25 protein-coding genes are annotated in these 20,912 nt (G+C 66.4%); 2 read left to right on the top strand and 23 right to left on the bottom strand.

The window, feature by feature from the left end; translation table 11 throughout:
* Positions 1 to 107: 107 nt before the first annotated feature.
* Positions 108 to 728, top strand: coding sequence for a PAQR family membrane homeostasis protein TrhA (gene trhA / locus ACI48I_RS08160; RefSeq protein WP_498573853.1), 621 nt, complete (start codon positions 108 to 110; stop codon positions 726 to 728).
* 46 nt (positions 729 to 774) lie between these two features.
* On the opposite strand, the gene ACI48I_RS08155 is transcribed toward trhA, so the two are convergent.
* On the bottom strand, positions 775 to 1,425 hold the full coding sequence (locus tag ACI48I_RS08155) for a 3-oxoacid CoA-transferase subunit B (protein ID WP_193685401.1): 651 nt from the start codon (positions 1,423 to 1,425) through the stop codon (positions 775 to 777).
* 19 nt (positions 1,426 to 1,444) lie between these two features.
* A complete protein-coding gene (locus ACI48I_RS08150; RefSeq protein ID WP_193685400.1) occupies positions 1,445 to 2,143 on the bottom strand; it encodes a CoA transferase subunit A in 699 nt (232 codons plus the stop codon).
* 145 nt (positions 2,144 to 2,288) lie between these two features.
* Here ACI48I_RS08150 and ACI48I_RS08145 point away from each other — a divergent pair, with 145 nt between their 5' ends.
* On the top strand, positions 2,289 to 2,849 hold the full coding sequence (locus ACI48I_RS08145) for a PAS and helix-turn-helix domain-containing protein (protein WP_193685399.1): 561 nt from the start codon (positions 2,289 to 2,291) through the stop codon (positions 2,847 to 2,849).
* A 10-nt stretch (positions 2,850 to 2,859) separates the two neighbouring features.
* On the opposite strand, the gene ACI48I_RS08140 is transcribed toward ACI48I_RS08145, so the two are convergent.
* From ACI48I_RS08140 to ACI48I_RS08040, 21 genes are all read right to left on the bottom strand, one after another.
* Positions 2,860 to 3,489: a 4'-phosphopantetheinyl transferase family protein gene (locus ACI48I_RS08140; RefSeq protein WP_498573852.1), complete on the bottom strand. Its 630-nt coding sequence runs from the start codon at positions 3,487 to 3,489 to the stop codon at positions 2,860 to 2,862.
* A gap of 7 nt (positions 3,490 to 3,496) precedes the next feature.
* Positions 3,497 to 4,162 carry a hypothetical protein gene (locus ACI48I_RS08135; RefSeq protein WP_498573851.1) on the bottom strand — a complete coding sequence of 222 codons (666 nt, stop codon included), beginning with the start codon at positions 4,160 to 4,162 and terminating at the stop codon, positions 3,497 to 3,499.
* A 66-nt stretch (positions 4,163 to 4,228) separates the two neighbouring features.
* Entirely contained in the window at positions 4,229 to 4,675 is a 447-nt protein-coding gene (locus ACI48I_RS08130) for an excinuclease ATPase subunit (RefSeq protein ID WP_498573850.1), read from the bottom strand.
* A 15-nt stretch (positions 4,676 to 4,690) separates the two neighbouring features.
* Positions 4,691 to 5,917, bottom strand: coding sequence for a beta-ketoacyl-ACP synthase (locus tag ACI48I_RS08125; RefSeq protein WP_498573849.1), 1,227 nt, complete (start codon positions 5,915 to 5,917; stop codon positions 4,691 to 4,693).
* Positions 5,914 to 6,660, bottom strand: a complete 747-nt coding sequence (gene fabG / locus ACI48I_RS08120) for a 3-oxoacyl-ACP reductase FabG (RefSeq protein ID WP_498573848.1) — start codon at positions 6,658 to 6,660, stop codon at positions 5,914 to 5,916. Before fabG ends, ACI48I_RS08125 begins: the two co-directional genes overlap by 4 nt.
* Positions 6,657 to 7,115: a hotdog family protein gene (locus ACI48I_RS08115; protein WP_498573847.1), complete on the bottom strand. Its 459-nt coding sequence runs from the start codon at positions 7,113 to 7,115 to the stop codon at positions 6,657 to 6,659. Before ACI48I_RS08115 ends, fabG begins: the two co-directional genes overlap by 4 nt.
* The gene (locus tag ACI48I_RS08110; protein WP_498573846.1) at positions 7,112 to 8,296 is read right to left on the bottom strand and encodes a beta-ketoacyl-ACP synthase; all 1,185 of its coding nucleotides are present in this window, start codon (positions 8,294 to 8,296) and stop codon (positions 7,112 to 7,114) included. The genes ACI48I_RS08115 and ACI48I_RS08110 overlap by 4 nt, the downstream gene beginning before the upstream one ends.
* Position 8,297: 1 nt before the next feature.
* Positions 8,298 to 8,861 carry a DUF3261 domain-containing protein gene (locus ACI48I_RS08105; RefSeq protein WP_498573845.1) on the bottom strand — a complete coding sequence of 188 codons (564 nt, stop codon included), beginning with the start codon at positions 8,859 to 8,861 and terminating at the stop codon, positions 8,298 to 8,300.
* Positions 8,839 to 11,217 (bottom strand): MMPL family transporter, encoded by a 2,379-nt coding sequence (locus ACI48I_RS08100; protein WP_498573844.1) that lies wholly within the window; start codon positions 11,215 to 11,217, stop codon positions 8,839 to 8,841. The genes ACI48I_RS08105 and ACI48I_RS08100 overlap by 23 nt, the downstream gene beginning before the upstream one ends.
* The gene (locus ACI48I_RS08095; RefSeq protein ID WP_498573843.1) at positions 11,214 to 11,840 is read right to left on the bottom strand and encodes an outer membrane lipoprotein carrier protein LolA; all 627 of its coding nucleotides are present in this window, start codon (positions 11,838 to 11,840) and stop codon (positions 11,214 to 11,216) included. The genes ACI48I_RS08100 and ACI48I_RS08095 overlap by 4 nt, the downstream gene beginning before the upstream one ends.
* On the bottom strand, positions 11,837 to 12,271 hold the full coding sequence (locus ACI48I_RS08090; RefSeq protein ID WP_498573842.1) for an acyl-CoA thioesterase: 435 nt from the start codon (positions 12,269 to 12,271) through the stop codon (positions 11,837 to 11,839). The genes ACI48I_RS08095 and ACI48I_RS08090 overlap by 4 nt, the downstream gene beginning before the upstream one ends.
* Positions 12,264 to 13,823 carry an HAL/PAL/TAL family ammonia-lyase gene (locus tag ACI48I_RS08085; protein ID WP_498573841.1) on the bottom strand — a complete coding sequence of 520 codons (1,560 nt, stop codon included), beginning with the start codon at positions 13,821 to 13,823 and terminating at the stop codon, positions 12,264 to 12,266. Before ACI48I_RS08085 ends, ACI48I_RS08090 begins: the two co-directional genes overlap by 8 nt.
* Positions 13,810 to 14,760: a lysophospholipid acyltransferase family protein gene (locus ACI48I_RS08080; protein WP_498573840.1), complete on the bottom strand. Its 951-nt coding sequence runs from the start codon at positions 14,758 to 14,760 to the stop codon at positions 13,810 to 13,812. Before ACI48I_RS08080 ends, ACI48I_RS08085 begins: the two co-directional genes overlap by 14 nt.
* Positions 14,748 to 15,488 (bottom strand): glycosyltransferase family 2 protein, encoded by a 741-nt coding sequence (locus tag ACI48I_RS08075; protein WP_498573839.1) that lies wholly within the window; start codon positions 15,486 to 15,488, stop codon positions 14,748 to 14,750. The genes ACI48I_RS08080 and ACI48I_RS08075 overlap by 13 nt, the downstream gene beginning before the upstream one ends.
* Position 15,489: 1 nt before the next feature.
* The gene (locus ACI48I_RS08070) at positions 15,490 to 16,566 is read right to left on the bottom strand and encodes a methyltransferase (protein ID WP_498573838.1); all 1,077 of its coding nucleotides are present in this window, start codon (positions 16,564 to 16,566) and stop codon (positions 15,490 to 15,492) included.
* A gap of 6 nt (positions 16,567 to 16,572) precedes the next feature.
* Positions 16,573 to 18,267 (bottom strand): ApeI family dehydratase, encoded by a 1,695-nt coding sequence (locus ACI48I_RS08065; RefSeq protein WP_498573837.1) that lies wholly within the window; start codon positions 18,265 to 18,267, stop codon positions 16,573 to 16,575.
* A complete protein-coding gene (locus tag ACI48I_RS08060) occupies positions 18,260 to 18,805 on the bottom strand; it encodes a COG4648 family protein (protein ID WP_498573836.1) in 546 nt (181 codons plus the stop codon). The genes ACI48I_RS08065 and ACI48I_RS08060 overlap by 8 nt, the downstream gene beginning before the upstream one ends.
* Positions 18,806 to 18,809: 4 nt before the next feature.
* Positions 18,810 to 19,082 (bottom strand): acyl carrier protein, encoded by a 273-nt coding sequence (locus ACI48I_RS08055; RefSeq protein WP_227496431.1) that lies wholly within the window; start codon positions 19,080 to 19,082, stop codon positions 18,810 to 18,812.
* Positions 19,083 to 19,092: 10 nt separating this feature from the next.
* Positions 19,093 to 19,347, bottom strand: a complete 255-nt coding sequence (locus ACI48I_RS08050; RefSeq protein WP_193685382.1) for a phosphopantetheine-binding protein — start codon at positions 19,345 to 19,347, stop codon at positions 19,093 to 19,095.
* Positions 19,340 to 20,113, bottom strand: a complete 774-nt coding sequence (locus ACI48I_RS08045) for a lysophospholipid acyltransferase family protein (RefSeq protein ID WP_193685381.1) — start codon at positions 20,111 to 20,113, stop codon at positions 19,340 to 19,342. Before ACI48I_RS08045 ends, ACI48I_RS08050 begins: the two co-directional genes overlap by 8 nt.
* Complete coding sequence (locus ACI48I_RS08040; RefSeq protein WP_498573835.1) at positions 20,106 to 20,840, bottom strand: beta-ketoacyl synthase chain length factor; 735 nt, start codon at positions 20,838 to 20,840, stop codon at positions 20,106 to 20,108. Before ACI48I_RS08040 ends, ACI48I_RS08045 begins: the two co-directional genes overlap by 8 nt.
* Between the last annotated feature and the right edge of the window lie 72 nt (positions 20,841 to 20,912).

Here is a 20,912-nt window from a genome sequence, read left to right as displayed (position 1 = left end):
CAACACCGGCGCACGCGCGCCGGCATGGCACAGTGCGCGCAGACACGCCCGCGCTAGAATGGGGAGGCGGCACTTCCGGTGCCGCCCACTGTTCAGCGGGGGGTGCCATGCAACACGGCGAAAAGCTCAACACCATCACCCACCTCGGCGGCGCCGTGCTCGCCTTCGGCGCCAGCATCCCGCTGCTGGCGCGCGCCTTTAACGCGAACGGCCACCTGGGGCTGGCCAGCACGGCCGTGTATGCGATCTCGCTGGTCCTGATGTACGCCTGCTCGACCGCCTACCACGGCGCCAGCGGATCGCTGAAGCAATTGCTGCAGCGCCTGGACCACCTCAGCATCTACCTGCTCATCGCCGGCAGCTACACGCCCTTCTGCATGCTGATGCTGACGGGCAGCGAGGCCTGGATCCTGCTCGGCGTCGTGTGGGGCCTGGCGATCGTCGGCATCCTGCAGGAAACCCGGCCGCACAAGGGCGCGCGGGTGCTGTCGATGCTGGTGTATCTCGCGATGGGCTGGTCGGCGGCAACCATGTTGCGCCCACTGCAGGAAGGTCTCGGTGCGGCCGGCTTTGCCTGGCTGCTGGGCGGAGGGATCGCCTACACGGCCGGCATCGTGTTCTATGCGCTCGATGCACGCCTGCGCCATGCGCACGGGATCTGGCATCTGTTCGTGCTGGCGGGGAGCGCCGCGCACTACATCACGATTTACTGGTACGTGCTGGAATAAAAAAGAGCGGCACAGGCCGCTCTCCTCGACTGCATCTATCGCAGGCTCAGACCGCCGACACGTCCAGCTCGGCCGCCGTTGCTTCTACAATCTGCTCCTTCGTCACGCCCGGCGCCAGCTCGACCAGCTTCAGGCCCTTGCCGGTGACGTCGATCACGCCCAGATCCGTGATGATGCGGTCGACCACGCCGACGCCGGTCAGCGGCAGGTCGCATTTCTTGAGGATCTTGTGGCTGGTCGAGCCATCCTTGGCGGTGGCGACGTGTTCCATCACCACGACCACGCGCTTGACGCCGGCGACGAGGTCCATCGCGCCGCCCATGCCCTTCACCATCTTGCCAGGGATCATCCAGTTGGCCAGGTCGCCGTGCTCGGAGACCTGCATCGCGCCCAGGATGGCGAGGTTGATCTTGCCGCCGCGGATCATGCCGAAGGAATCGGCCGAGCTGAAGTAGGCTGCGCCGGGCAGCGCGGTGACGGTCTGCTTGCCTGCGTTGATCAGGTCGGCGTCGACCGCGTCGTCGGTCGGGAACGGGCCGATGCCAAGCAGGCCGTTTTCCGATTGCAGGAAGACTTCGATGTCCTGCGGTACATAGTTGGCGACCAGGGTCGGCAGTCCGATGCCCAGGTTCACATAGAAACCGTCCTGCAGTTCCTGTGCCGCGCGCGCGGCCATTTCATCACGAGTCCATGCCATGTTCTGTCTCCGATCGGTTTTAGTTTGCGCGCACGGTGCGCTGTTCGATGCGCTTTTCCGGCGTCGGATTGTGGACGATGCGGTGCACGAAGATACTTGCGGTGTGCACCTGGTCCGGATCGATCTCGCCGATCTCGACCAGCTCTTCGACTTCGACGATGCAGACTTTACCGGCGGTGGCGACGTTCGGATTGAAGTTGCGCGCGGTCTTGCGGAACACCAGGTTGCCGGCCTTGTCGGCCTTCCAGGCTTTCACCAGCGACACGTCCGGCACCAGGGCCAGCTCCATCACATAGTGTTCGCCGTTGAACTCGCGCGTCTCCTTGCCGTCGGCAACGATGGTGCCGTAGCCGGTTTTCGTGAAGAAGGCCGGGATGCCGGCGCCGCCGCAACGCAGCTTCTCGGCCAGGGTGCCCTGTGGGGTGAATTCGAGTTCGAGTTCGCCGGCCAGGAACTGGCGTGCGAATTCCTTGTTTTCACCGACATACGAGGCGATCATCTTCTTGATCTGGCGCGTCTCCAGCAGCTGGCCGAGGCCGAAGCCGTCGACGCCCGCGTTGTTGGAGATGGCGGTCAATTGTTTCACGCCCGAATCGCGCAGCGCTTCGATCAGCGCCTCGGGAATGCCGCACAGGCCGAAGCCGCCGACGGCGATGGTCTGGCCGTCTTGAACGATACCGGCCAGTGCCGATGCCGCGTCAGGATACACTTTGTTCATACCCGTCCCTTTTGTAGATTGGCTGAATAGCCGTTTATGTACCGCAGAGTAGAATCCCAGCATAGAATACGCCGATTCAAAGCACAATACCGTAGAACTACCGGCCATGGCCCTGCCCCAGCAACAGCAAGTAGACCCAGTTCAAGTGAATCCATCATACGCCATCGATTACGAGATGATTTTCCAGCATGCGCCGGTCGGCATGTGCATCTCGAGCAACCGCGTGATCCAGTCATGCAACCTCGCGCTGGCCGCGATGTTCGGCTACGACCGCGGCCAGCTCGACGGCCAGTCCTTTGCCGTGCTGTACCCGACGATGGACGAATTCCTGCGCACGGGCGACCGCATCGTGCCCATCATGAATGCGAAGGGCCGCTACTCCGACGAGCGCATCATGCGCCGCGGCGACGGCGAACTGTTCTGGTGCCACGTGACGGGGCGCGCCCTGAACGCGAACGAGCCGCTCGGCGCGGGCGTGTGGACCTTCGAGGACGTGAGCGAGAAGCGGCCGGTCACAGCCGAGCTGACCCCGCGCGAACGGGAGATCGCGGCGCTTCTAGTGGAAGGCAAGACCAGCAAGGTGATCGCCCGCGAGACCGACCTGAGTCCGCGCACTGTCGAGATGCACCGGGCGAAACTGATGCGCAAGTTTTCGGCGTCGACCTCGTCGGAGCTGGTGCACAAGCTGGTGGGCGTGGCGCGCTGAACGGCGCTTCTCAGGCCGCGGCCAGCAAATCACTAGGGTTAACCGCTTGAAGTACAGGCAAGCCAACCAAAATTTTGGCGCTGCTCAAGGCAATAACAACGTCTGGATGACTCAGGAAATAGTCAGCCACACTAGTTACACCCAACTTAAGACGGGCTTCGTACTGACACCACATCTGATAAAAGCGTATGGCGCGATTATCGCAAGCTGTGGAAGCGATTTCACCAGCTTCCGACGGCCCGAAGACTTGCTCAGCTAACGCTATAAAATCCCTGTTTTGGTTGGCTCGTTCGATATCGAGTCCGACTGGACAGTCGGGACTGATTGCGCAGCCAATCCACCTGCCACTATGCGAAATGCTAAATCCAACTTCGCTGCTAGGTGGAAAAACCAAAAGTGGGCTCTGTGCTCTTTGCTCCCGTAAACTTATCTCGCTTGGAGGAAGATTCAGAATCTGACTGAGCCCATATCGAAGTATCACCCGTCCAAGGATAAACTGGCGCTGCCGGGCCGTTCGCATGAAGCTGTTGCAGCGCTGGCGTTCAGAATCTGATAACCATTGCGTCAGTTGATGAATTTGGTTATCCGCCAAATCATTAGCGTCAACGAGCATCACTTTAATACCAGAGCTAGAGCCCATTTTTATCTCAGTTGAAATCCGAGAGGACCTTATAGGTTATTTCGGTATTTGATGCACTAAGAACTTCAATTCGTGCGCCTTTATACCCAAGAATTTTTGACTCATTGAGATCATAAGTCACATCATTATTAAAAGCAGGACGAGCCATATCGCTGTTAAACTCGCGATATCCCAAGGTAATCCGGTTCCCGATGCGTCCGCTATAAATCAGAGTCTGCTGCGATACTGCTCGCTGGAAATCTGTTTGCTCTTCCGTTTTATAGTCAACCTCGGCGCAGCTTGCTCGACTAACGCAAAGCGACTTGGCGCCGGCGTTCTTCTCAAAAATGTAAACGTTCCCCTGACGTACCGTTTTGGTCGCGTCCTTGTTAATGAGGGGAACCCGGAAATTTCGATACTCTGCGCCATGTCCGACTTTTGGGTATCGCCCCGCTCGAATCAACATATCACCGATGGGTTGATCTTGGGAAATGATAAGCGTTTCGGTAGTTCGAGCAAATCCACTCATCAATAAGTTTTCGCCAACGCCCGCTTTTGCGGTCACGCCAACTTCTGGAACTGTGGCCTTTCGGACCATCGCTGTAGGTGCTTGTACCTGTGGCGCCGGGCGTGGGGACCGACAAGCGGATAAAGAAACCAAACTCAAGAAAATTATAGGCAAAAATTTTTTCATGTAAATTCCAATAAATTTCTTCTTAATTTAAATTATCGAATCGGGAGAGACAGAAAAGTTGCAGGCTCACCGCTTTAACTTAACAAAATTACCTTTTAATGCGACTCCAGCGACGAGTGCTCCAGCGTGGCACTCAAACTCGCTCTCGCTCGACATTTCCGATTTTCGATAATTACTTACAATATTAACGACGGCGTCCGCACCTAACTGCTCAGCACGCTTTTGCAGCTGAAGCATGGCAGAAAGGAAGGCCCAGTTGCAAGCATGCTCGTCGGACTTCCCAAAAGCGTTAGTCTTTTTGTTCGTAGAACCCTCTCCCAGCTCCTCAGCAACCGTCGGCACAGCTTGTGCACCGAAATAAAACTTCGTCGAATTACCAAGTTTCGTTACAGCCTCGGGGGCACTGAGCGCGGCGGCAATCGGCATCATAATCGTCCGGTCTGCCGCGTTCGCACTCAGAGCAAGAGATCCAAGTGTCAAAATTCCGAATGCCTTGATTAACTGATTTTTCATTTCATCTCCTGGTGGTTAAACTCGTGCAAAAATCAGCGACGTGTTAATGCCGCCGAACGCAAAATTGTTGGTCATGACGTATTCGCAGTCGAGGCGGCGCCCCTCCCCGCGAATGTAGTCGAGCTGCCCGCACTGGGGATCGACTTCATTGAGGTTGACGGTCGGGGCGAACCAGCCCTCGCGCATCATCTCGATGCTGAACCAGGCTTCCAGCGCGCCGCAGGCGCCCAGGGTGTGGCCCATGTAGCTCTTGAGGGAGCTGATCGGCATGTGCGGGCCGAACAGCGCGGCGGTCGCTTGCGTCTCGGCCAGATCTCCCTGCTGGGTGGCGGTGCCGTGGGCGTTGACGTAGCCGATCGCGCCTGGGGCCAGGCCTGCGTCCTCGAGCGCCATCTCCATCGCGGTGCGCATGGTGGCAGCGTTCGGCTGGGTCACGTGGGTGCCGTCGCTGTTGGTGCCGAAGCCGACCAGTTCCGCGTAGATGGTGGCGCCGCGCGCCAGCGCGTGTTCGCGTTCTTCCAGGATCAGGGCGCCGGCGCCCTCGCCGATCACGAGGCCATCGCGCGAGACGTCGAAAGGACGCGGCGTGGCCTGGGGCGTGTCGTTGCGCGTGCTGGTGGCGAACAGGGTGTCGAAGACGGCGGCCTCGGTCGCGCACAGCTCTTCGGCGCCGCCGGCGATCATGGCCGTCTGGCGGCCGCTCCTGATCGCCTCGTAGGCGTAGCCGATGCCCTGGCTGCCCGAGGTGCAGGCCGACGAGGTCGTGATCACGCGCCCGGTCACGCCGAAGAACACGCCGATATTCACCGGCGCCGTGTGCGCCATCATCTTGATGTAGGTGGTGGCATTGATGCCGCGCGTGGTGCGCTCTTCCATCATGCGGCCGAAGTCGCCGATGGCGCTCGGGGTGCCGGCCGAGGAGCCGAAGGACACGCCCATGCGGCCGCTGGTGAGCAGCGGATCGTCCAGCAGGCCGGCGTCGATGAGCGCCAATTCGGTGGCGCGTGTGGCCAGCAGCGCGACGCGCCCCATGCTGCGCGTGGTCTTGCGGCTGTAGCGCCCGGACAGTTCGAAGGGTGCGGCCGGCGCGCCCAGGCGCGTGTTCAGGCCATCGTAATCGTCCCATTCCTTCATGTGGACGATGGCGTTGCGGTAGGAGCCGAGGCGGTCGCGGACCGTGGCCCAGTCGTTGCCGATCGGGCTGATGCCGGCCATGCCGGTGACGACGACGCGGTGGTTCATGCGAGACCTCCATTCACGGAAATGACCTGGCGGGTGACGTAGCCGGCGTCGTCGGACAGCAGGTAGCTGACCGCCGCCGCCACTTCCTCGGGACGGCCGACGCGGCGCGCGGGGATCATTTTCAATGCCTCTTCCATCGGCACCTCGCCGATCATGTCGGTCTCGATCAGGCCGGGCGCCACGCAGTTGACGGTGATGTTGCGCTTGGCCAGTTCCAGCGCCAGCGCCTTGGTGGCGCCGATGATGCCGGCCTTGGCTGCGCTGTAGTTGACCTGGCCGCGGTTGCCGACCAGGCCCGAGACCGAGGCCATGGTCACGATGCGGCCGGGCTTGCGGCGCTGGACCATCGGCATCACGAGGGGATTCAACACGTTGAAGAAGCCATCGAGGTTGGTGCCCAGCACCTGGTCCCATTCCTCGCCCGTCATCGCCGGGAAGGCCGTGTCGCGCGCGACGCCGGCATTGCAGACGACGCCGTAATAGCAGCCGTGTTCTTCGATATCGGCCGCCAGCGCGGCGGCCGTGGCCTCGCGCTCGCCGATGTCGAACTGCAGCACGCGCGCGCTGCCCCCAGCGGCGGCGATCTCGCCCGCGACCGCGTCGGCTTCTTCGCGCCGGCTGCGGCAATGCACCACCACGCCATAGCCCTCGCGCGCGAGGCGCAGCGCGATTGCCTTGCCGATGCCGCGCGAGGAGCCGGTGACGAGGACACTGCGCAACACACTTTTATCGATACTACTCATTCGGAACTCCGTTGCAAAAACTCTTCGACATTGTCGGGCTGGAAGACGGTGATCGTGGCGCTGGCCAGCTCGGTCCCGTCCTGCCCATCTGTGATACGGCAGTCGAACGCGCCCAGGCCGTTGTCGCCCTGCAGCGCGCGCTGCACGTGGATATGTAATACGCTGCCGACCGCAAAGGCCGGCACGCTGCAGGCATAGCGCCGGCTGCCGAGCAGGAAGCCGACGCGCACCGGCTCGCCGCGCTGGCGCGCCGCAAAGCCGGCGTGGGCGGCCACCGCCTGCGCCATGTATTCGACGCCGACCCAGGCGCCGACTTCGCCGCCGCTGCAGAACATCGAGTCCGGCCCAATGCGCACCTGGGCGTCGAGGGTCTCGGCGTCGGTCGCCAGCAGGGTGTCCAGCAGCGACATGGCGCCGCTGTGCGGGACCAGCGTTTTGATATCGGGCAGGTTCATTGTGTTCTCCCGAACAGCAGCGCCGCATTCGAGCCGCCGAAGGCGAAGGAATTACTCAGCGCATAGCGGATCGGACGGCCAAGCCTGGCGCCCGGCTGCGCCACGTTCAATGAAGGCAGCGCCGGGTCGGGCGTGCCGTCCCACAGGTGCGGCGGCAGCATGCCGGCCGCGTTATCGTCCTGCATCGCGATCCAGCAGAAGGCCGCCTCCACTGCCCCGGCAGCGCCCAGCGTGTGGCCGGTAAAAGGCTTGGTCGAGCTGACCGCCACCTCGCTGCCGAACAGGTCGGCCACGGCGCGCGATTCCATCGCGTCGTTCTGCACGGTCGCCGTGCCGTGCAGGTTGATGTAGTCGACCTGGCTGGCGTCGATGCCGGCGCGGCGCAGGGCCTCGTTCATCGCGATGCGCGCGCCGCCGCCGTTCGGATCGGGCGCCGACATATGGTGGCCGTCCGACGACTCGCCCCAGCCGCACAGGGCGACCGCGGCCGGCTCGCGGCTCATCAGGAACAGGGCCGCGCCCTCGCCCAGGTTGATCCCGTTGCGGCTGGCGCCGAGCGGGTTGCACTGCACGGCGCTGACCGATTCGAGGGCACTGAAGCCGGCCACCGTGAAGCCGCACAGGGTGTCGACGCCGCCGCTGACGACCGCGTCGACCAGGCCCATGCGGATCAGGCGCGCGGCGCTGGCCATGGCCTTGGCGCTCGAGGAGCAGGCGCTCGAATGGACATAGGCCGGGCCGGACACATTCAGCGCGTGCGCCAGCAGCGCGGCGGGCGAACCCATCTCCTGCTGGCCGTAGTGGAAGTCCGCCGGCAGTGCATGGCCCGCCACGTGTGCGGCGATCGCGCTTTCGGTGGCGCCCACGCCCGAGGTGCTGGTGCCGACGATCACGCCGACCCGGTCCGCGCCGTAGCGGGCAATCGCGGCATCGACCGCCGGCCGGATCTGGGCCAGCGCGGCCAGCGCCAGCGCGTTGTTCCGGCTGCGCATCGGCAGCGGCAGGTGCGCCAGGTCGGGCAGCACGGCCTCGACGCGGCCGAGGGGCAGCGTGCGGCCCGGGGAGCAGGCGTCCGACAGCGTGAGGCCGCTCGCGGCGTCCTCCAGCAAACGGCGCCGCGCCGTCTCGCGGTCGGCGCCGAGCGCGCAGACCAGCGCGCAATCGTTCAGGTAGATCATCATCTTATTCGGCAGCCGACTCGATGGTCAGCTTGTATTTGTAGCGCAGGTTGTCCAGCACCGCCTTGCCCTTCCAGCGCGGCGTGCCGCTGTAGTCGATCGTGGCCACGACCACGCCTTCGCGGCGCAGCGTGCGGCGCAGGCCCTGCTCCTCGATCGTCCAGCCGGCCGGCAGCACGCGCGCGATTTCGGCCGCGGGCCACACGGTCAGCTGCACGTCTTCCAGCACGTCGGCGGCGCGCACCTGTTTCGGCAGCATCGGGTGGCGCCACTCAAGCAGTTCCTTGCCGTCGAACTCGAGGCTCAGCACGCGCATGCCGAGCGCCAGCCCGACCAGGCTGACCTTGTTCGGGTCGACTTCGAGTGCGGCGTCGAGGTCGTTGGTACCGCCGGGGCGCTGCACCGTCAGGTGCTGTTGCACGCTGATCGATTCGCCCAGTGCGGCGGGGGCCAGGCGCAGGCCGAGGCGCGCCGGTACCTCTTCTTTTTTCGTGCAGCCGGCGAGCAGCACGGCTGCTGCCAGCAGCGCGGCTTTGGTACCGCGGTCAAGCCAGGACGGGCGAAGCATGGGGTTCCTCCTTGGTTACGGTGAAGCACGGGGCGCCCAGCCAGACCAGCGCGGTCCCGACCAGCATCGTCAGGCCGAACGCCTGCAAGGCCGGGGTGCCGGACAGGCCGAGCAGGCCGAAGGACAGGATGGTGCTGGCCGCCGACAGGCCGACCGCGAGCCAGGGGGCGTCATCGCCGCGCTCGTGCTCTTCCTGCATGAAGATGCCGTAGTCGACGCCGACGCCGAGCAGCAGCATCAGCGCCAGTACGTGGAACAGCTGCAGGCTCTGGCCGGCAAAGCCGAGCAGCGCCAGGGTCAGCAGGCTGGCCGCGGCGGTCGGCGCCAGCACGCGCCAGGTGCGGCCGCGGTAGCGCGGCAGCAGCACCAGGAACACCACCGCATAGGCGCCCAGCACCGCCCAGCCCATCCAGGCGCGGTAGCGGCCGAGGACCGAGGAGATGCCGCCGACCTTGTCGACCCACTGCACCCCGGCCAGGCCGTCGGCGGCCCGTGCCAGGCTCGGGATGGCCGCGTAGCGCATCCCGCGCAGGGCGACGATGCTGGCGTATTCGCCCTCGACCTTCCCCAGCCACAAGTGGCGCCAGGGTTCGCTGGCCGCGGTGCGCAGGAAATCGTCGAGGCGCAGCGGCACCGCATTGGTGCGCAGGTGGGCGCGGGTGGCCGCGACCCATGCGGCATCCTCGCCGATCTCGCGCGCCAGTCCCGCCAGCGGGCCGTCGCCGGCCAGCAGCTTATTGTCGACCAGCGCCAGGCGCTCGGCCTGGGTGCGCTGGGACGGCACCCAATTCGAGAGCGCCTGATAGCCGCCGATGTCGCCCCCGGCGATCAGGGGTTCGAGGCGGGCCTTGAGCGCTTCCTCGCGCTGCAGCACTACTTCGTTCGAGCTGCCGCGCACCAGGTAGTACTGGACCGGGCTCGGGGCGTCGAGCAGCTTGCCCAGCTTGATCTGGTCGCGGATCAGTTCGGGCGGCGAGGATTGCAGCGAGCGGATATCGTCGTTGACCTTCAGGCGCGACCAGCCGAGGGCCGTGAACACGCCAAGGACCGCGACCAGCAGCAGCGCCGCCGGCTGGTTTGAGACGCGCGGCCAGCGCGCCACCAGGGCGCGGTAGCCGCGCGCCAGCGGCCCGGCCTTCAGGGTGCGCGGACCAATCAGGGCCGGGAACCAGCACACCACGGTCAGCCAGGCGAAGACCAGGCCCAGCGCCGAGAACACGGCCATGTGGCGCAGTCCCGGGAACGGCGTCAGGGCGAGGCCGAGGTAGCCGATCACGGCGGCCAGCAAGGTCAGGCCGAGGCCGGGCAGCAGGCGGCGCAGCAAAGCCGGCGAGTCGAGCTGCGGATCGGCGCCGAGGCGGTGACAGAGGAAATAGATGCCGTAATCCTGGGCCACGCCGATCAGGCTCGCGCCGAACACCAGGGTCAGCAAATGGATGCGGCCGAACAGCAGCCAGCAGACGGACAGCGCGCCCAGGAAGCCGACGGCAATGGCCAGCACGATCAGCGAGATCGGTTTCACGGAACGGAAGGTCAGCCAGGTCAGCAGCACGATGCCTGCCAGGGAACCGGCGCCGATCGTATGGATCTCGCGGCTGGCCTGGCGGCCGGCGGCGGCGGCATGCAGCACCACGCCGGCCTGGATCACGTCGGCGGAAGGCACGGCGCCGGCGGCGGCAGCCTTGGCCGCGTCCAGCAAGGGCACGACCGCGCCCTGGGCGCCCAGCGAAAACGCCGACTGTTTCAAGGTGTAGGTCAGCAGTACATACTGGCGCCCTTCCCCTTCGACGAACAGGCGGCCGTCGCGCGGGCGCACCGGCGTTTCGCCGGCACGCTCCTGCATCCAGCCGGCGAACAGGCCGAACGGGTCATCGCGGAAGGCGACCAGCTTCGGGCCCGAGAAGGCGCTGTACAGGCGCGCCAGGGCCGACTCGGTCCAGTAGCGCGCCGGCTGCTCGCGCAGCTGGCGTTCCCCTTCCGCGCCCACCAGCAGGCTGGCGTGGCGCTGCAGGCCGGCCAGCCAGCCGGCTTGCGCCTCGTCGCCGATGGCGTCGAAGGCGAGCAGCGCAGCGTGCGGCGCCAGTGCGGCGCGGTAGGCGTCGGCCGCCCGCTGGGCATCGCTCCACTCCCTGGCGCCGACCAGCACCACCACGCGCTGCTGCGCGCTGTCGACCATGTGCGTGAACGACTGCTGCAGGACCGGGTCGCGCTCGTCCAGCGGCAGCAAGGCCAGGATGTCGGTGTCGGGCACGATGCGCTGGCCCAGCCAGAGCCAGGCGTTATGCCCGACCAGCAGGCAGACGACGAGCGCCCAGAGCAGCGCCAGGCGTTGTTGGGCGCTTTGCGATCCGATCACAGCAGGGCCGCCTCTTCAGGCAGCAGGGCCGCCGGCCCCGTCTTGATGTCCGAGAAGACGATGCTGGTCCTGTCGCCGCTCTCCTCGTTCATCTGGATGCTGCGCACATAGGCCGCGCCGTCGAGCGAGATGGCGCCGATGGCGCGCGCCAGCGCGGCGCTCTTCGCCTTCAGCGCGACCTTCCAGCCGCTGTCGGAAACGGAGCCGTCGACGTCGAACAGGGTCTCGAGCTGGCCCAGGTCGCCGGCCAGCAGCGAGAACAGGACGCCGTTGATCATGCGTACCGTCGGCTCCTGGCTGGCGTCGAGGCGCATGGCGACACGCTCGCCTTGCATATGGACGATCTCGTCGCGCTTCAGGCGCAGCGTGTTCGGGAAGGGTTTCAGGGTGCGCCACAGCACGCCCTTGCCGGCGACGACGCAGAAGCGGCCGCTCGAGAGCAAGGGCTTTTTCATGCCGGCCAGCTGCTTGGACTGCTCGAAGCGGCCGCACAGCTGTTCGGGTTTGGCGAGCATGGCCTGGATCTTCGCGACCGGCGCGGCGGCCTGGCTGTTTGCGGCCGCGGCGCAGGAGGCGGCCAACAGCAGCCTGACAAGGATCGGCTTCAGATGCGTGCGTTTCATGGTGCGGGTACTCCGAGTTTTTCGAACAGGATGGCGGGCGAGACGAAGCACATCTCGCCGCTCTTGATGTCGACCGCGACCTGGGTCGTGGTGGCGCGGTTGAGGCGCTTGCCGCTGGCGGCGTCGCTGATCAGGTAGTCGATGCGCAGGCGGTTTTCCCACTCGACGATCTCGGCGCGCAGCAGCAGGCGCTGGCCGAAGGTGGCCGGGCCGGCATAGCGCAGGTTCATCTCGATGATCGGCCACATATAGCCCGATTCCTGCATCTGGCCGTAGTTGTAGCCGATCTTGTCGAGCAGCGCACAGCGCGCGACCTCGAGGTATTTCACGTAGTTGCCGTGCCAGACGATCTGCATCGGGTCGAGGTCGAAGAACTGCACCGCCATCTCGACTTCGGCGAACCAGCGTGCCGGGCTTTTGACTTTACGCATACAGGCTCCAGGCCTGGTCGCGGATGCGGCCCAGCAGCAGGTGCAGTTCCGGATCGAGGCGGCGGTCTTCGACCACGGGCGCGATGTCCTGGCCCAGCAGGTCCATCATGCGCGACAGCGGCACCGGCAGCGCGCGCGAGCTGTCGAGCTTCGTCCTGAGCCAGACGCCCTGGCGCACCGTGATCAGGAGCGCGGCGGCGACCTGTTCGACCAGTTCCAGCACGCGCAGGCAGTCGCGCGCGGCGATCGTGCCCATGCTGACCTTGTCCTGGTTGTGGCACTCGGTGGAGCGCGAGAACACCGAGGCCGGCATCGTCAGCTTCAGGGCTTCCGCGGTCCAGGCCGAAGCGCTGATCTGCAGGGCCTTCAGGCCGTGATTGATCGCGGCGCGCTCGCCCGTGCCGCCCGACAGGTTGGCCGGCAGGCCCTGGTTGTAGCGGGCGTCGACCAGCAGCGCCATCTGGCGGTCGAGCAGGTCGGCCAGGTTGGCGACTGCATTCTTCATGCTGTCCATCGCAAACGCGATATGGCCGCCGTAGAAGTGGCCGCCATGCAGCACGCGCTCGCCCTCGGCGTCGATGATCGGGTTGTCGTTCGCGCTGTTCAATTCGTTTTCGATGGCGTCGCGGAAGAAAGGCAGCGCGTCGGCCAGCACGCCGATCACGTGCGGGGCGCAGCGGATCGAGTAGCGGTCCTGGAGGCGCTTGCCGTTGCGTTCCAGCTGGCCGGCGTATTCCAGGTCCTGGCGCAGCCAGGCGGCCACATTCTGCATGCCGGCATGCGGCTTGACCGAGAACAGGGTCTCGTCGAAGTGGTGGTCGTTGCCGTCGAGCGCGAACGAGGCCAGCGCCGTGATGCGCGTGGTCAGGCGCGCCAGGTAATCGGCGCGGTCCCAGGCCAGGCAGGCCAGGCCGGTCATGACGGCGGTGCCGTTCATGATGGCGAGGCCCTCTTTCGGGCGCAGACGGAGCGGCACAATCCCCGCATCGGCCAGGGCCTGGCCGGCCGGCACCTGCACACCGTCGCGCAGCACTTCGCGCTCGCCGCACAGCACCGCCGCGAGATAGGACAACGGCGTCAGGTCGCCGCTGGCGCCGACCGAACCCTCGCTCGGGATCAGGGGCAGCAGGCCGGCGTCGAACAGGCGCACGATCTGCTCGAGCAGGCCCACGCTCACGCCCGAAAAGCCTTTCGAGAGCGAAGCCAGGCGCGCGCCCATCACCGCGCGCGTCTGCGCCGGGCTCAGGTGGGCGCCGAGGCCGCAGCCGTGGTAGGTGTACAGGTGGTGCGGCAGTTCCGAGACCAGCGACAGCGGCACGGCGACCGTGCAGGAGTCGCCGTAGCCGGTGGTCACGCCGTAGATCGCGCCGTCCTCGCGCAGCAGGCGGTCGAGGAAATCGGCGCCCTTGGCGATCGCGGCGCGGAAGGCCGGATCCGTCGACAGTTCCGGGCGCGCACTGCCGCGTGCGATGTCGACGATGTCTTCCAGCGCCAGGCGTTCGCGGTCGAAGCGCACGGTGCGCTGGGGAGTGTTCAGGTCAGTGAGCTGCATCTGCGCGTTCCGAATCGGGTAAGTGCCAAAAGTCGTAAAAGTTGAACCACTCCAGCGGTGCGCGCCGGACATGGTGTTCGAGGCGGGCGGCGTACTCGCCCGCCAGTTCCGTGAGCGCTGCCTCGCGCCCGCGGCGCGGCAGCGCTACCTGCTCGCGCAGACGCTCGAAATGGAGTTCGTAGGGCGCCTCAAAGCCCTGGCGCGTGGTGAACAGCGCGTACAGCGGGCAGCCCAGCACCGAGGCCATCACATAGGGGCCGACCGGGAAGGCCGCGGCCTGTCCGAGGAAAGGCGCCAGCGCGACGCGTGGGTTGCTCGATACCGGCACCCGGTCGCCCGCGATGACGACGAATTCGCCGCGTTCGACGCGTTCGGACAGCTGCATCGCGGTGGCCGGCGTCATCTCGGTCACCTGCATCAGGTTCAGCTGGCTGCGCGGATCGAGTTTCGCGAGCATGCCATTGAAGGCCTGGGCATGGCGGGTATGCACCAGCACCGTGATTCTCAAGCCCGGCGTGCGCAGCGACAGCGCGCGGCACAGGTCGAGGTTGCCCAGGTGCGAGCACACCAGCAGCGCGCCGCGCCGCTCGCGGATCATCTGCAGCAGCGGCTCGGCGCCGTGCAGCTTCACCCGGTCGAGGTCGAACAGGCCGCCCCAGAGCAGCATCTTGTCGAGGATGGCCTCGGCGAAGGCCCCGAAATGGCGCAGTACGCCGAACAGGCCGCCCGGCGCGCCGACCCGGCGCAGGTAATCGCCCGACACCCGGCGCGCGCGCGCCTGCGTCGCCACGTACCACAGCAGCACCGGATACAGCACGATGCGGAAGGGCCAGCGCCCGAACACGCGGCAGACCCAGAACAGCAGGCGCATGCCGGCCACGAAGGACGCTTCGTTGATCGCGGCCCAGTGGCGCGTGTCCGACCTCAGGTGCGCCATTTGCGCCCCAGCAGCGAGGGAATGCGCGGCAGCATGCCGAAGAACAGGTTCACGTGCATGCGCGTGATGAGGACGTTGTCGGTCCATGCCTTGAAATGCGAGACGCCGTCTTCCGGATACCCGACTTTGGTCGGCAGGTTGACCACCTCGATGCCGTCCCAGTACAGGCGCACCAGGATCTCGATGTCGAAGTTCATGCGCAGGCCGAGGCGGCGCCGCTGCGCCAGCGCCAGCACCGGCGCGACCGGATAGACGCGAAAGCCGCACATCGAATCGCGGATCGCCAGAGAGAGCGTGTTGATCCAGACCCAGACATGGGTCAGGTAGCGCGCGTACAGGCGCAGGGCCGGCACCGATTCGTCATATACCGGGCAGCCCGCCACCACCGCGCGCGGCCGGGCGCGGGCGGCGTCCAGGAAGCGCTCCATGTCGGCCACGCAGTGCTGGCCGTCGGCATCCACCTGCAGCACGTGGCTGTAGCCATCCTTCGCCGCGCGTCGGAAACCGGTCAGCACCGCCCCGCCCTTGCCCTGGTTCACAGCGTGCCGCTCGAGCACGACGCGGCCAGGATGGGCGGCCGCCAGCGCATCGAGCGTGGCGGCGCAGGACGGCGAACTGGCGTCGTCGACCAGGATCACGGGCAAGCCATGGGCCAGCACCTGGTCGAGCACCTTGCCGATCGCGTGCTCGTGGTTATAGACGGGGATGACGACGCAGGGGTGGAACATCTCAATCACCCTTGGCGAAACGCAGCAGCGAGTGGCAATAGCCGATGCCGTCGCGCGCGGTGACGAGGTCGAGGCCGGCCGCTTTCGCCAGGCGCACGTAGTCATCGCTCTGGTAGACCTTGCTGTTGCCGCTGGCGAGGTTGTTGAAGTAAGGCGAGGTGTTGATCAGGCAGTAGGACGCGATGTCGTAGCGCTGGCGGTCCCAGAAGGTGTCCATGATCAGCACCTGGCCATTCGGGGACAGCGCGGCGGCCACGCGGCGGAAGATGCTGGCGATCGCGTCTTCCGAAAAGCAGCTCAGGAACTGGCTCATCCAGATCAGGTCCATCCCGTCCGGCAGCGCGGCGCTGTCGTCCAGCAGGTTGGTCGGGTGCAGGCTGGCGCGCTCGCGCAGGCCGGCCTGCTGCAGGGCCTTGTCGGCCACGGCCAGTTGGCCCGGCAGGTCGACCAGGTGCAGCTTGACGGAGGCGTTGGCGCCCAGCGCCGCCAGCGTGAACTTGCCGGTATTCGCGCCGATGTCCATCACGCGTTTCGGCGCGGTCGCGAACACGTCCGGCAGGATGTCCGGGAAGGAGGTGTCGGAATAATAGTGGTCGAAGGCGAACCAGCTGCCGCGGGCCGGCTCCGGCAGCTGCGACAGGCCTTCATACACGGTCGGCCAGTCGCCGAACACCTTCAGGCCGAGCGGCTTCTCGGCGTCGAGCGACTGTTCGAGCGAGAACAGCGCCTGGTAGCAGACGTCATGGTTGAAGTCGATGTTGACCTGGGTGATCGGGTCGGTCAGCACGACGAAGCCTGCCTTGTCGAGCACGTAGCGTCCTCCGCTCAGGTAGACCACGCCGGCCGACAGGCAGGTCTCCAGTACCACCTTCAGCACATAGGGCGTCCAGCGGCCGCTTGCCGCCATCTGCTCGACCGACAGGCCGGTGTCGCCGACGTCGGCGATCGCCTGCAGCATGCCGCGCTTCCACGCATAGCGCACGCACTGGAACACGACCGGGCCGAATGCGATCTTTTGCGCTTCGAAACGGGCTTCGAAGGCGCTCTGGCGCTCCGGCGAAAATTTTTTGTCCAGCATGGTCGATCAGGTCCCTAACAAAATGCGGCCGCTCGCGTGTGCGCCGGCTTCGGAAAAATAACGGAAATTCAGGCTGCCCTTGACGGGGTCCCAAACCAGTTCCAGTTGCACCGGCACGCCGGGCCGGATCATCTGCTGGAACTTCAGCGCGTTGATGCCGCCAAAGCTGCCGGCCAGGCCGAGATGCAGGCGGCCGTAATGGATTGCCCAGTCGACCTGCACCACGCCTGCCAGAACCGGGGCCACCGTGAAGTGGCCGTCGAAATACAGCAGGTCCGCCGGCACCACCAGTTCGAGCAGCTTGCGGGCCGGTGCGTCCTCGATCAGGACGGCCTGCGGGAAGCGCGGCCGCGCGGGCATTTCGGTGTCGAGCAGCGCCAGCAGACCGGCCTGGGTGGTCTTGCCCTGGGAATTGACGGGCAGGCGTTCGAGATAGCGCCAGCGGCGCGGCAGCGCCACCGCGTGGGTCGACGCCGCCAGCGCGGCGCGCAGGCGCGTACTGAGGGCGTTCCTGCCTCCCTCTTCCAGCAAGGCCTGCCCGCTGTCGGACGGCGCCACGAACGCGGCCAGCGACTGGCGCGCGTCTTCGAGACAGGCCAGCACGCGTGCCTCGCGTACCAATCCGGTCGCGCACAGGGCGGCCTCGACGGCGTCGAGCGAGACGCGCTTTTCCTCGATCTTGACGATGCGGTCGGCGCGCCCGCGCAACACGAAACGCCCGCCTTGCGTGCCTTCGACGCGGTCGGCCAGGCGCTGCCAGCCGCCCGCCGGGCCCGAGCTCAGTTCAAGCAGGCCCTCGGCATCACTGCGCCATTCGACGCCAGGGAACGGCGTCCAGTCCTCGACGCTGCCGGGCGTGCGCTGGCGCCAGGCGACGCCGCCGGTCTCGGAGCTGCCGTAGACTTCGATCGGAGCCTGGCCGAGCAGAGCGCGCGCATGGAACGACGCCTTCGCTTCGAGCATGCCGCCCGAAGAGAACACCGCGCGCAGCTGCGCCGCGCCGCGCCAGTCGAGATGCTCGGGCAGGCGCTTCAGGTGTGCCGGGCTGGCCAGCAGCAGGCAGGGACCGGCGCCCAGGCGCGGGGCCAGGGTTTCCGGGAATTCGTGGCGTGCCGCTTCGACCGGACGGCCGGCCAGCAGCGGCCACAGGACGCGGAACAGCAGCCCATAGATATGGTGGTGCGACACGGTCGACAGCACCGTCGCGTCGCCGACGAGCGCGCCGAACTCGGTCTCCAGCGCGGCGATCTCGGAACTCAGCTGCGAGAAGCGCTTGCGGATCGCGGTCGGCGCACCGGTGCTGCCGGAGGTATGGACGACCAGCGCGGGAAAATCGGGAGCGGGCGTAGTCCAGCCGGGAACCGAGTCATCGCCGGTTTGCGGGATACAGGGCGCGTAGTCCTGCGGGAACTCGCCCCAGAAGGCCCCCACTTCGGCCGCAAGCGCGGCGCAGCTGGCGGGCAGCGTGTCGGCCACCAGCCAGACGGTCTTCCCGGCCAGCCAGGCACCAAGCAGGGCCGCCGCGAATTCCAGGCTGTCGTCCAGGTAGAGGGCGACGTCGCGCGCAGCGCTGCGGCGGCCGAGTGCGGCCCAGGCGCGCGCACGGGCCAGCAGCTCGCCGTGCGAAACCAGGGAGCCGTCGCGCCAGCCAGCCGGCGCGGCGGGCGCACGGGCGCCGAGACGCTCAAAAAAATCAGACATGATGCAGCCGTTTAAAACGCATGCGCAGCAGGTATTCGCCGCCGAACATCAAACCCATCAGCACGTAGGAAACGACGCCCGTGTAGAGCGACCAGACGGCATCGGGAGAAAACAAGGCGGTGCCGAGACACACGGCGCCGTTCGCGACGAAGAAGACGCACCAGGCCTGGGTCACGCGCCGCGTGTAGCGCACCGCTTCAGGCGGCAGTTCGGGCTCGTGCAGGCGCGCCAGGCGCTCGATCATCGAGGGGCCCGACACCAGGCTGGCGCCGAAGGCGGCCAGGAAGGCGGCATTCACCAGCACCGGATACAGCTTCAGCGGCAGCACCGCGTTCGAGCCGACCGCCGCGGCGACGAGGAGCAGCGCCCCGCCCGCCGTCCAGCGTGCCGGCGCGCTCAGCTTCAACTGCGGCAGCCGGGTGGCGGCCGTCAGCAGCAGCAGGCCGGCCAGCCAGCGCGGCTCGATGCTGCCGTGGCCGAGCCAGATGGCGAGGGGATATACCAGCGTCAGCGCGATGGTCAATGCATTCCACAGCACGAAATCAGGCCGCCTGCTCTTCCGCCAGGCCGGCCAGTGCGTTCACGACGTCGTCGATCGTGCGGATGGTCTTGAACACTTCCGGCTGCAGGCGTTTGCCGGTGGTCTGCTTGAGCTTCACGGCCAGGTCGACGGCGTCGATGCTGTCGATGTCGAGGTCCGTGTACAGGTTCGACTCCGGCGTGAGCGCGTCGCGGTCGAGTTCGAACATCTCGGCCAGCAGGTCGGCGATCCAGACGAACAGTTCGTCGCGATTCATATCGTTGATGCTTACCATGGCTTCCTCTTTATTTCTTGCGGTTGGCTTCGATCATCGCTGCGAGCGCGCGCACCGAAGCAAAATGACGGCGCGTTTCCTGCGATTCGGCCGACAGCGTGATGCCGTAGCGCTTCTGCAGCGCGACGCCGATTTCCAGCGCGTCGATCGAATCGAGACCCAGCCCTTCGACGAACAGGGGTGCCTCGCTGTCGATATCGGCGGGGGCGATGTCTTCCAGCTGGAGGACGTCGACGATCAGTTCTTTCACTTCCTGTTCAAGCATGGTGCTGGCCTTCTTCCATAAAATAACGTTGCAGGTATTCGGTGAGGCGGCGCGCCGCCATCACGTCGGGGACGCCGGGACCGGTAAAGGCCTCGATGCCGATGTCGTCCTTGACTTCGATGCGAAAGCGCGCCTGGCGCGGCGGCACATGCCACCATTTGTCGCCCTTGCCCAGGGTCGGCGGCTGGCAGGCGATCAGCACAGGCGTCACCGGCTGGGCGCCGCGCACGGCGATGTTGGCGGCGCCGCGCTTGAGTTCCATGGCGCCGCCGCGCGGGGTGCGCGTGCCTTCGGGGAAAACGATCAGGTTCCCGCCGGCGCGCAGCGAGGCGATGCAATCGTCGACCAGTTCCGGACCGCGGTCGTTGCAGACATAGCCGGCGGCGCGTACCGGGCCGCCGGTGAACGGGTTGTTCCACAGGCCGCCCTTGACGATGCAGTCGGCATTGCGCACAAAGGCGATCAGGAACACGGTGTCGATCAGGGTCGGGTGGTTCGCGAGGATCAGCTGGCCGCCGCGATCGAGCTTGTCGAGGCCATGCACTTCGTAGCGCAGCACGCCGAGCCCGTTCATGATGCCGACGAAAGCGCGAAAGCTCAGGCGAATAGTGGCGCGCGCGGCACGCATGCGCGCCTGTGGATCGCGCACACACAGCGCCAGCAACGGGAACACGATGACGCGCAGCGCCAGGCCGCCCAGCCCGAACAGCGCAAAGGAAAGGCCCGTGGCCAGCACGCGCCAGCCGCGCCAGAGCGCATCAAGCATCGCGGCTCCAGGTCCAGTGGCGCGCAGCCGCCGTGCGTTCGAGCACTGTGCCCTGGCCCAGCTGGAAGCGCAGCACCTCGAGACCGCCCGGGATGTTGCCCGGTTCGGCCGGCGCCGCGGCCGCGCGCCAGGACAGGCGCACGGCGCGCTCGCCCGCCGGGACGATGGCCCAGGCAAAGGCGAAGGGCTGCTCGGCGCAGTCCTCGAAGCCTTCCAGCGGCGCCGGCAGCGGCTCGTCGCAGGCGACCAGCAGCACCATCGGCGCGCCGTCGGCCAGCAGGCCGCAGGCTTCGATGACGGCGTGTTCGAGCGTGGCGCTGCCCGCTGCCAGCGCGACGTGGTTGGCGCGGTCGGCGCGCGCGATCGAGAACAGCCCGGCGCTGGCATTGTGCACGGCGAGCCCGAAGGCGGTCGGCGACAGCGGCTCGCCGCGCGCCAGATCGCCCAGCAGCCCGATCGCGCGCCCGACTTCGCCATGGCGCGAACAGAAGACGGTCGGCACGCCTGCCTCCTGTCCGAGGCAGGCATAGGCCACTTCGAGCGCCATGCGGCCCAGGAAGCCCGCGCGCCGGCGCAGCATGGCCGGCATCGCCGCCACTTCCGGTTCGTCGTCCCCGGAGATCGGCCACGGCGCCTGCGCCCAGTCCGACCATGCCGCGGGCGACGTCACGCCTGGAGCCCAGGCGGCGTGGCGCGCGATCGAAAAGAGGACGTGGTTATCAGGCATAGTTATCGGCACGGCGATGGAATGGGTGATACAGGAAGAAAAATCAATCGTGCGGCGTATTTAATAAGTGCG

The organism is Massilia sp. LXY-5, from assembly GCF_059801075.1.
Note: the sequence above shows the minus strand (reverse complement) of the source record. Positions and strands in the feature narration are given on the sequence as shown.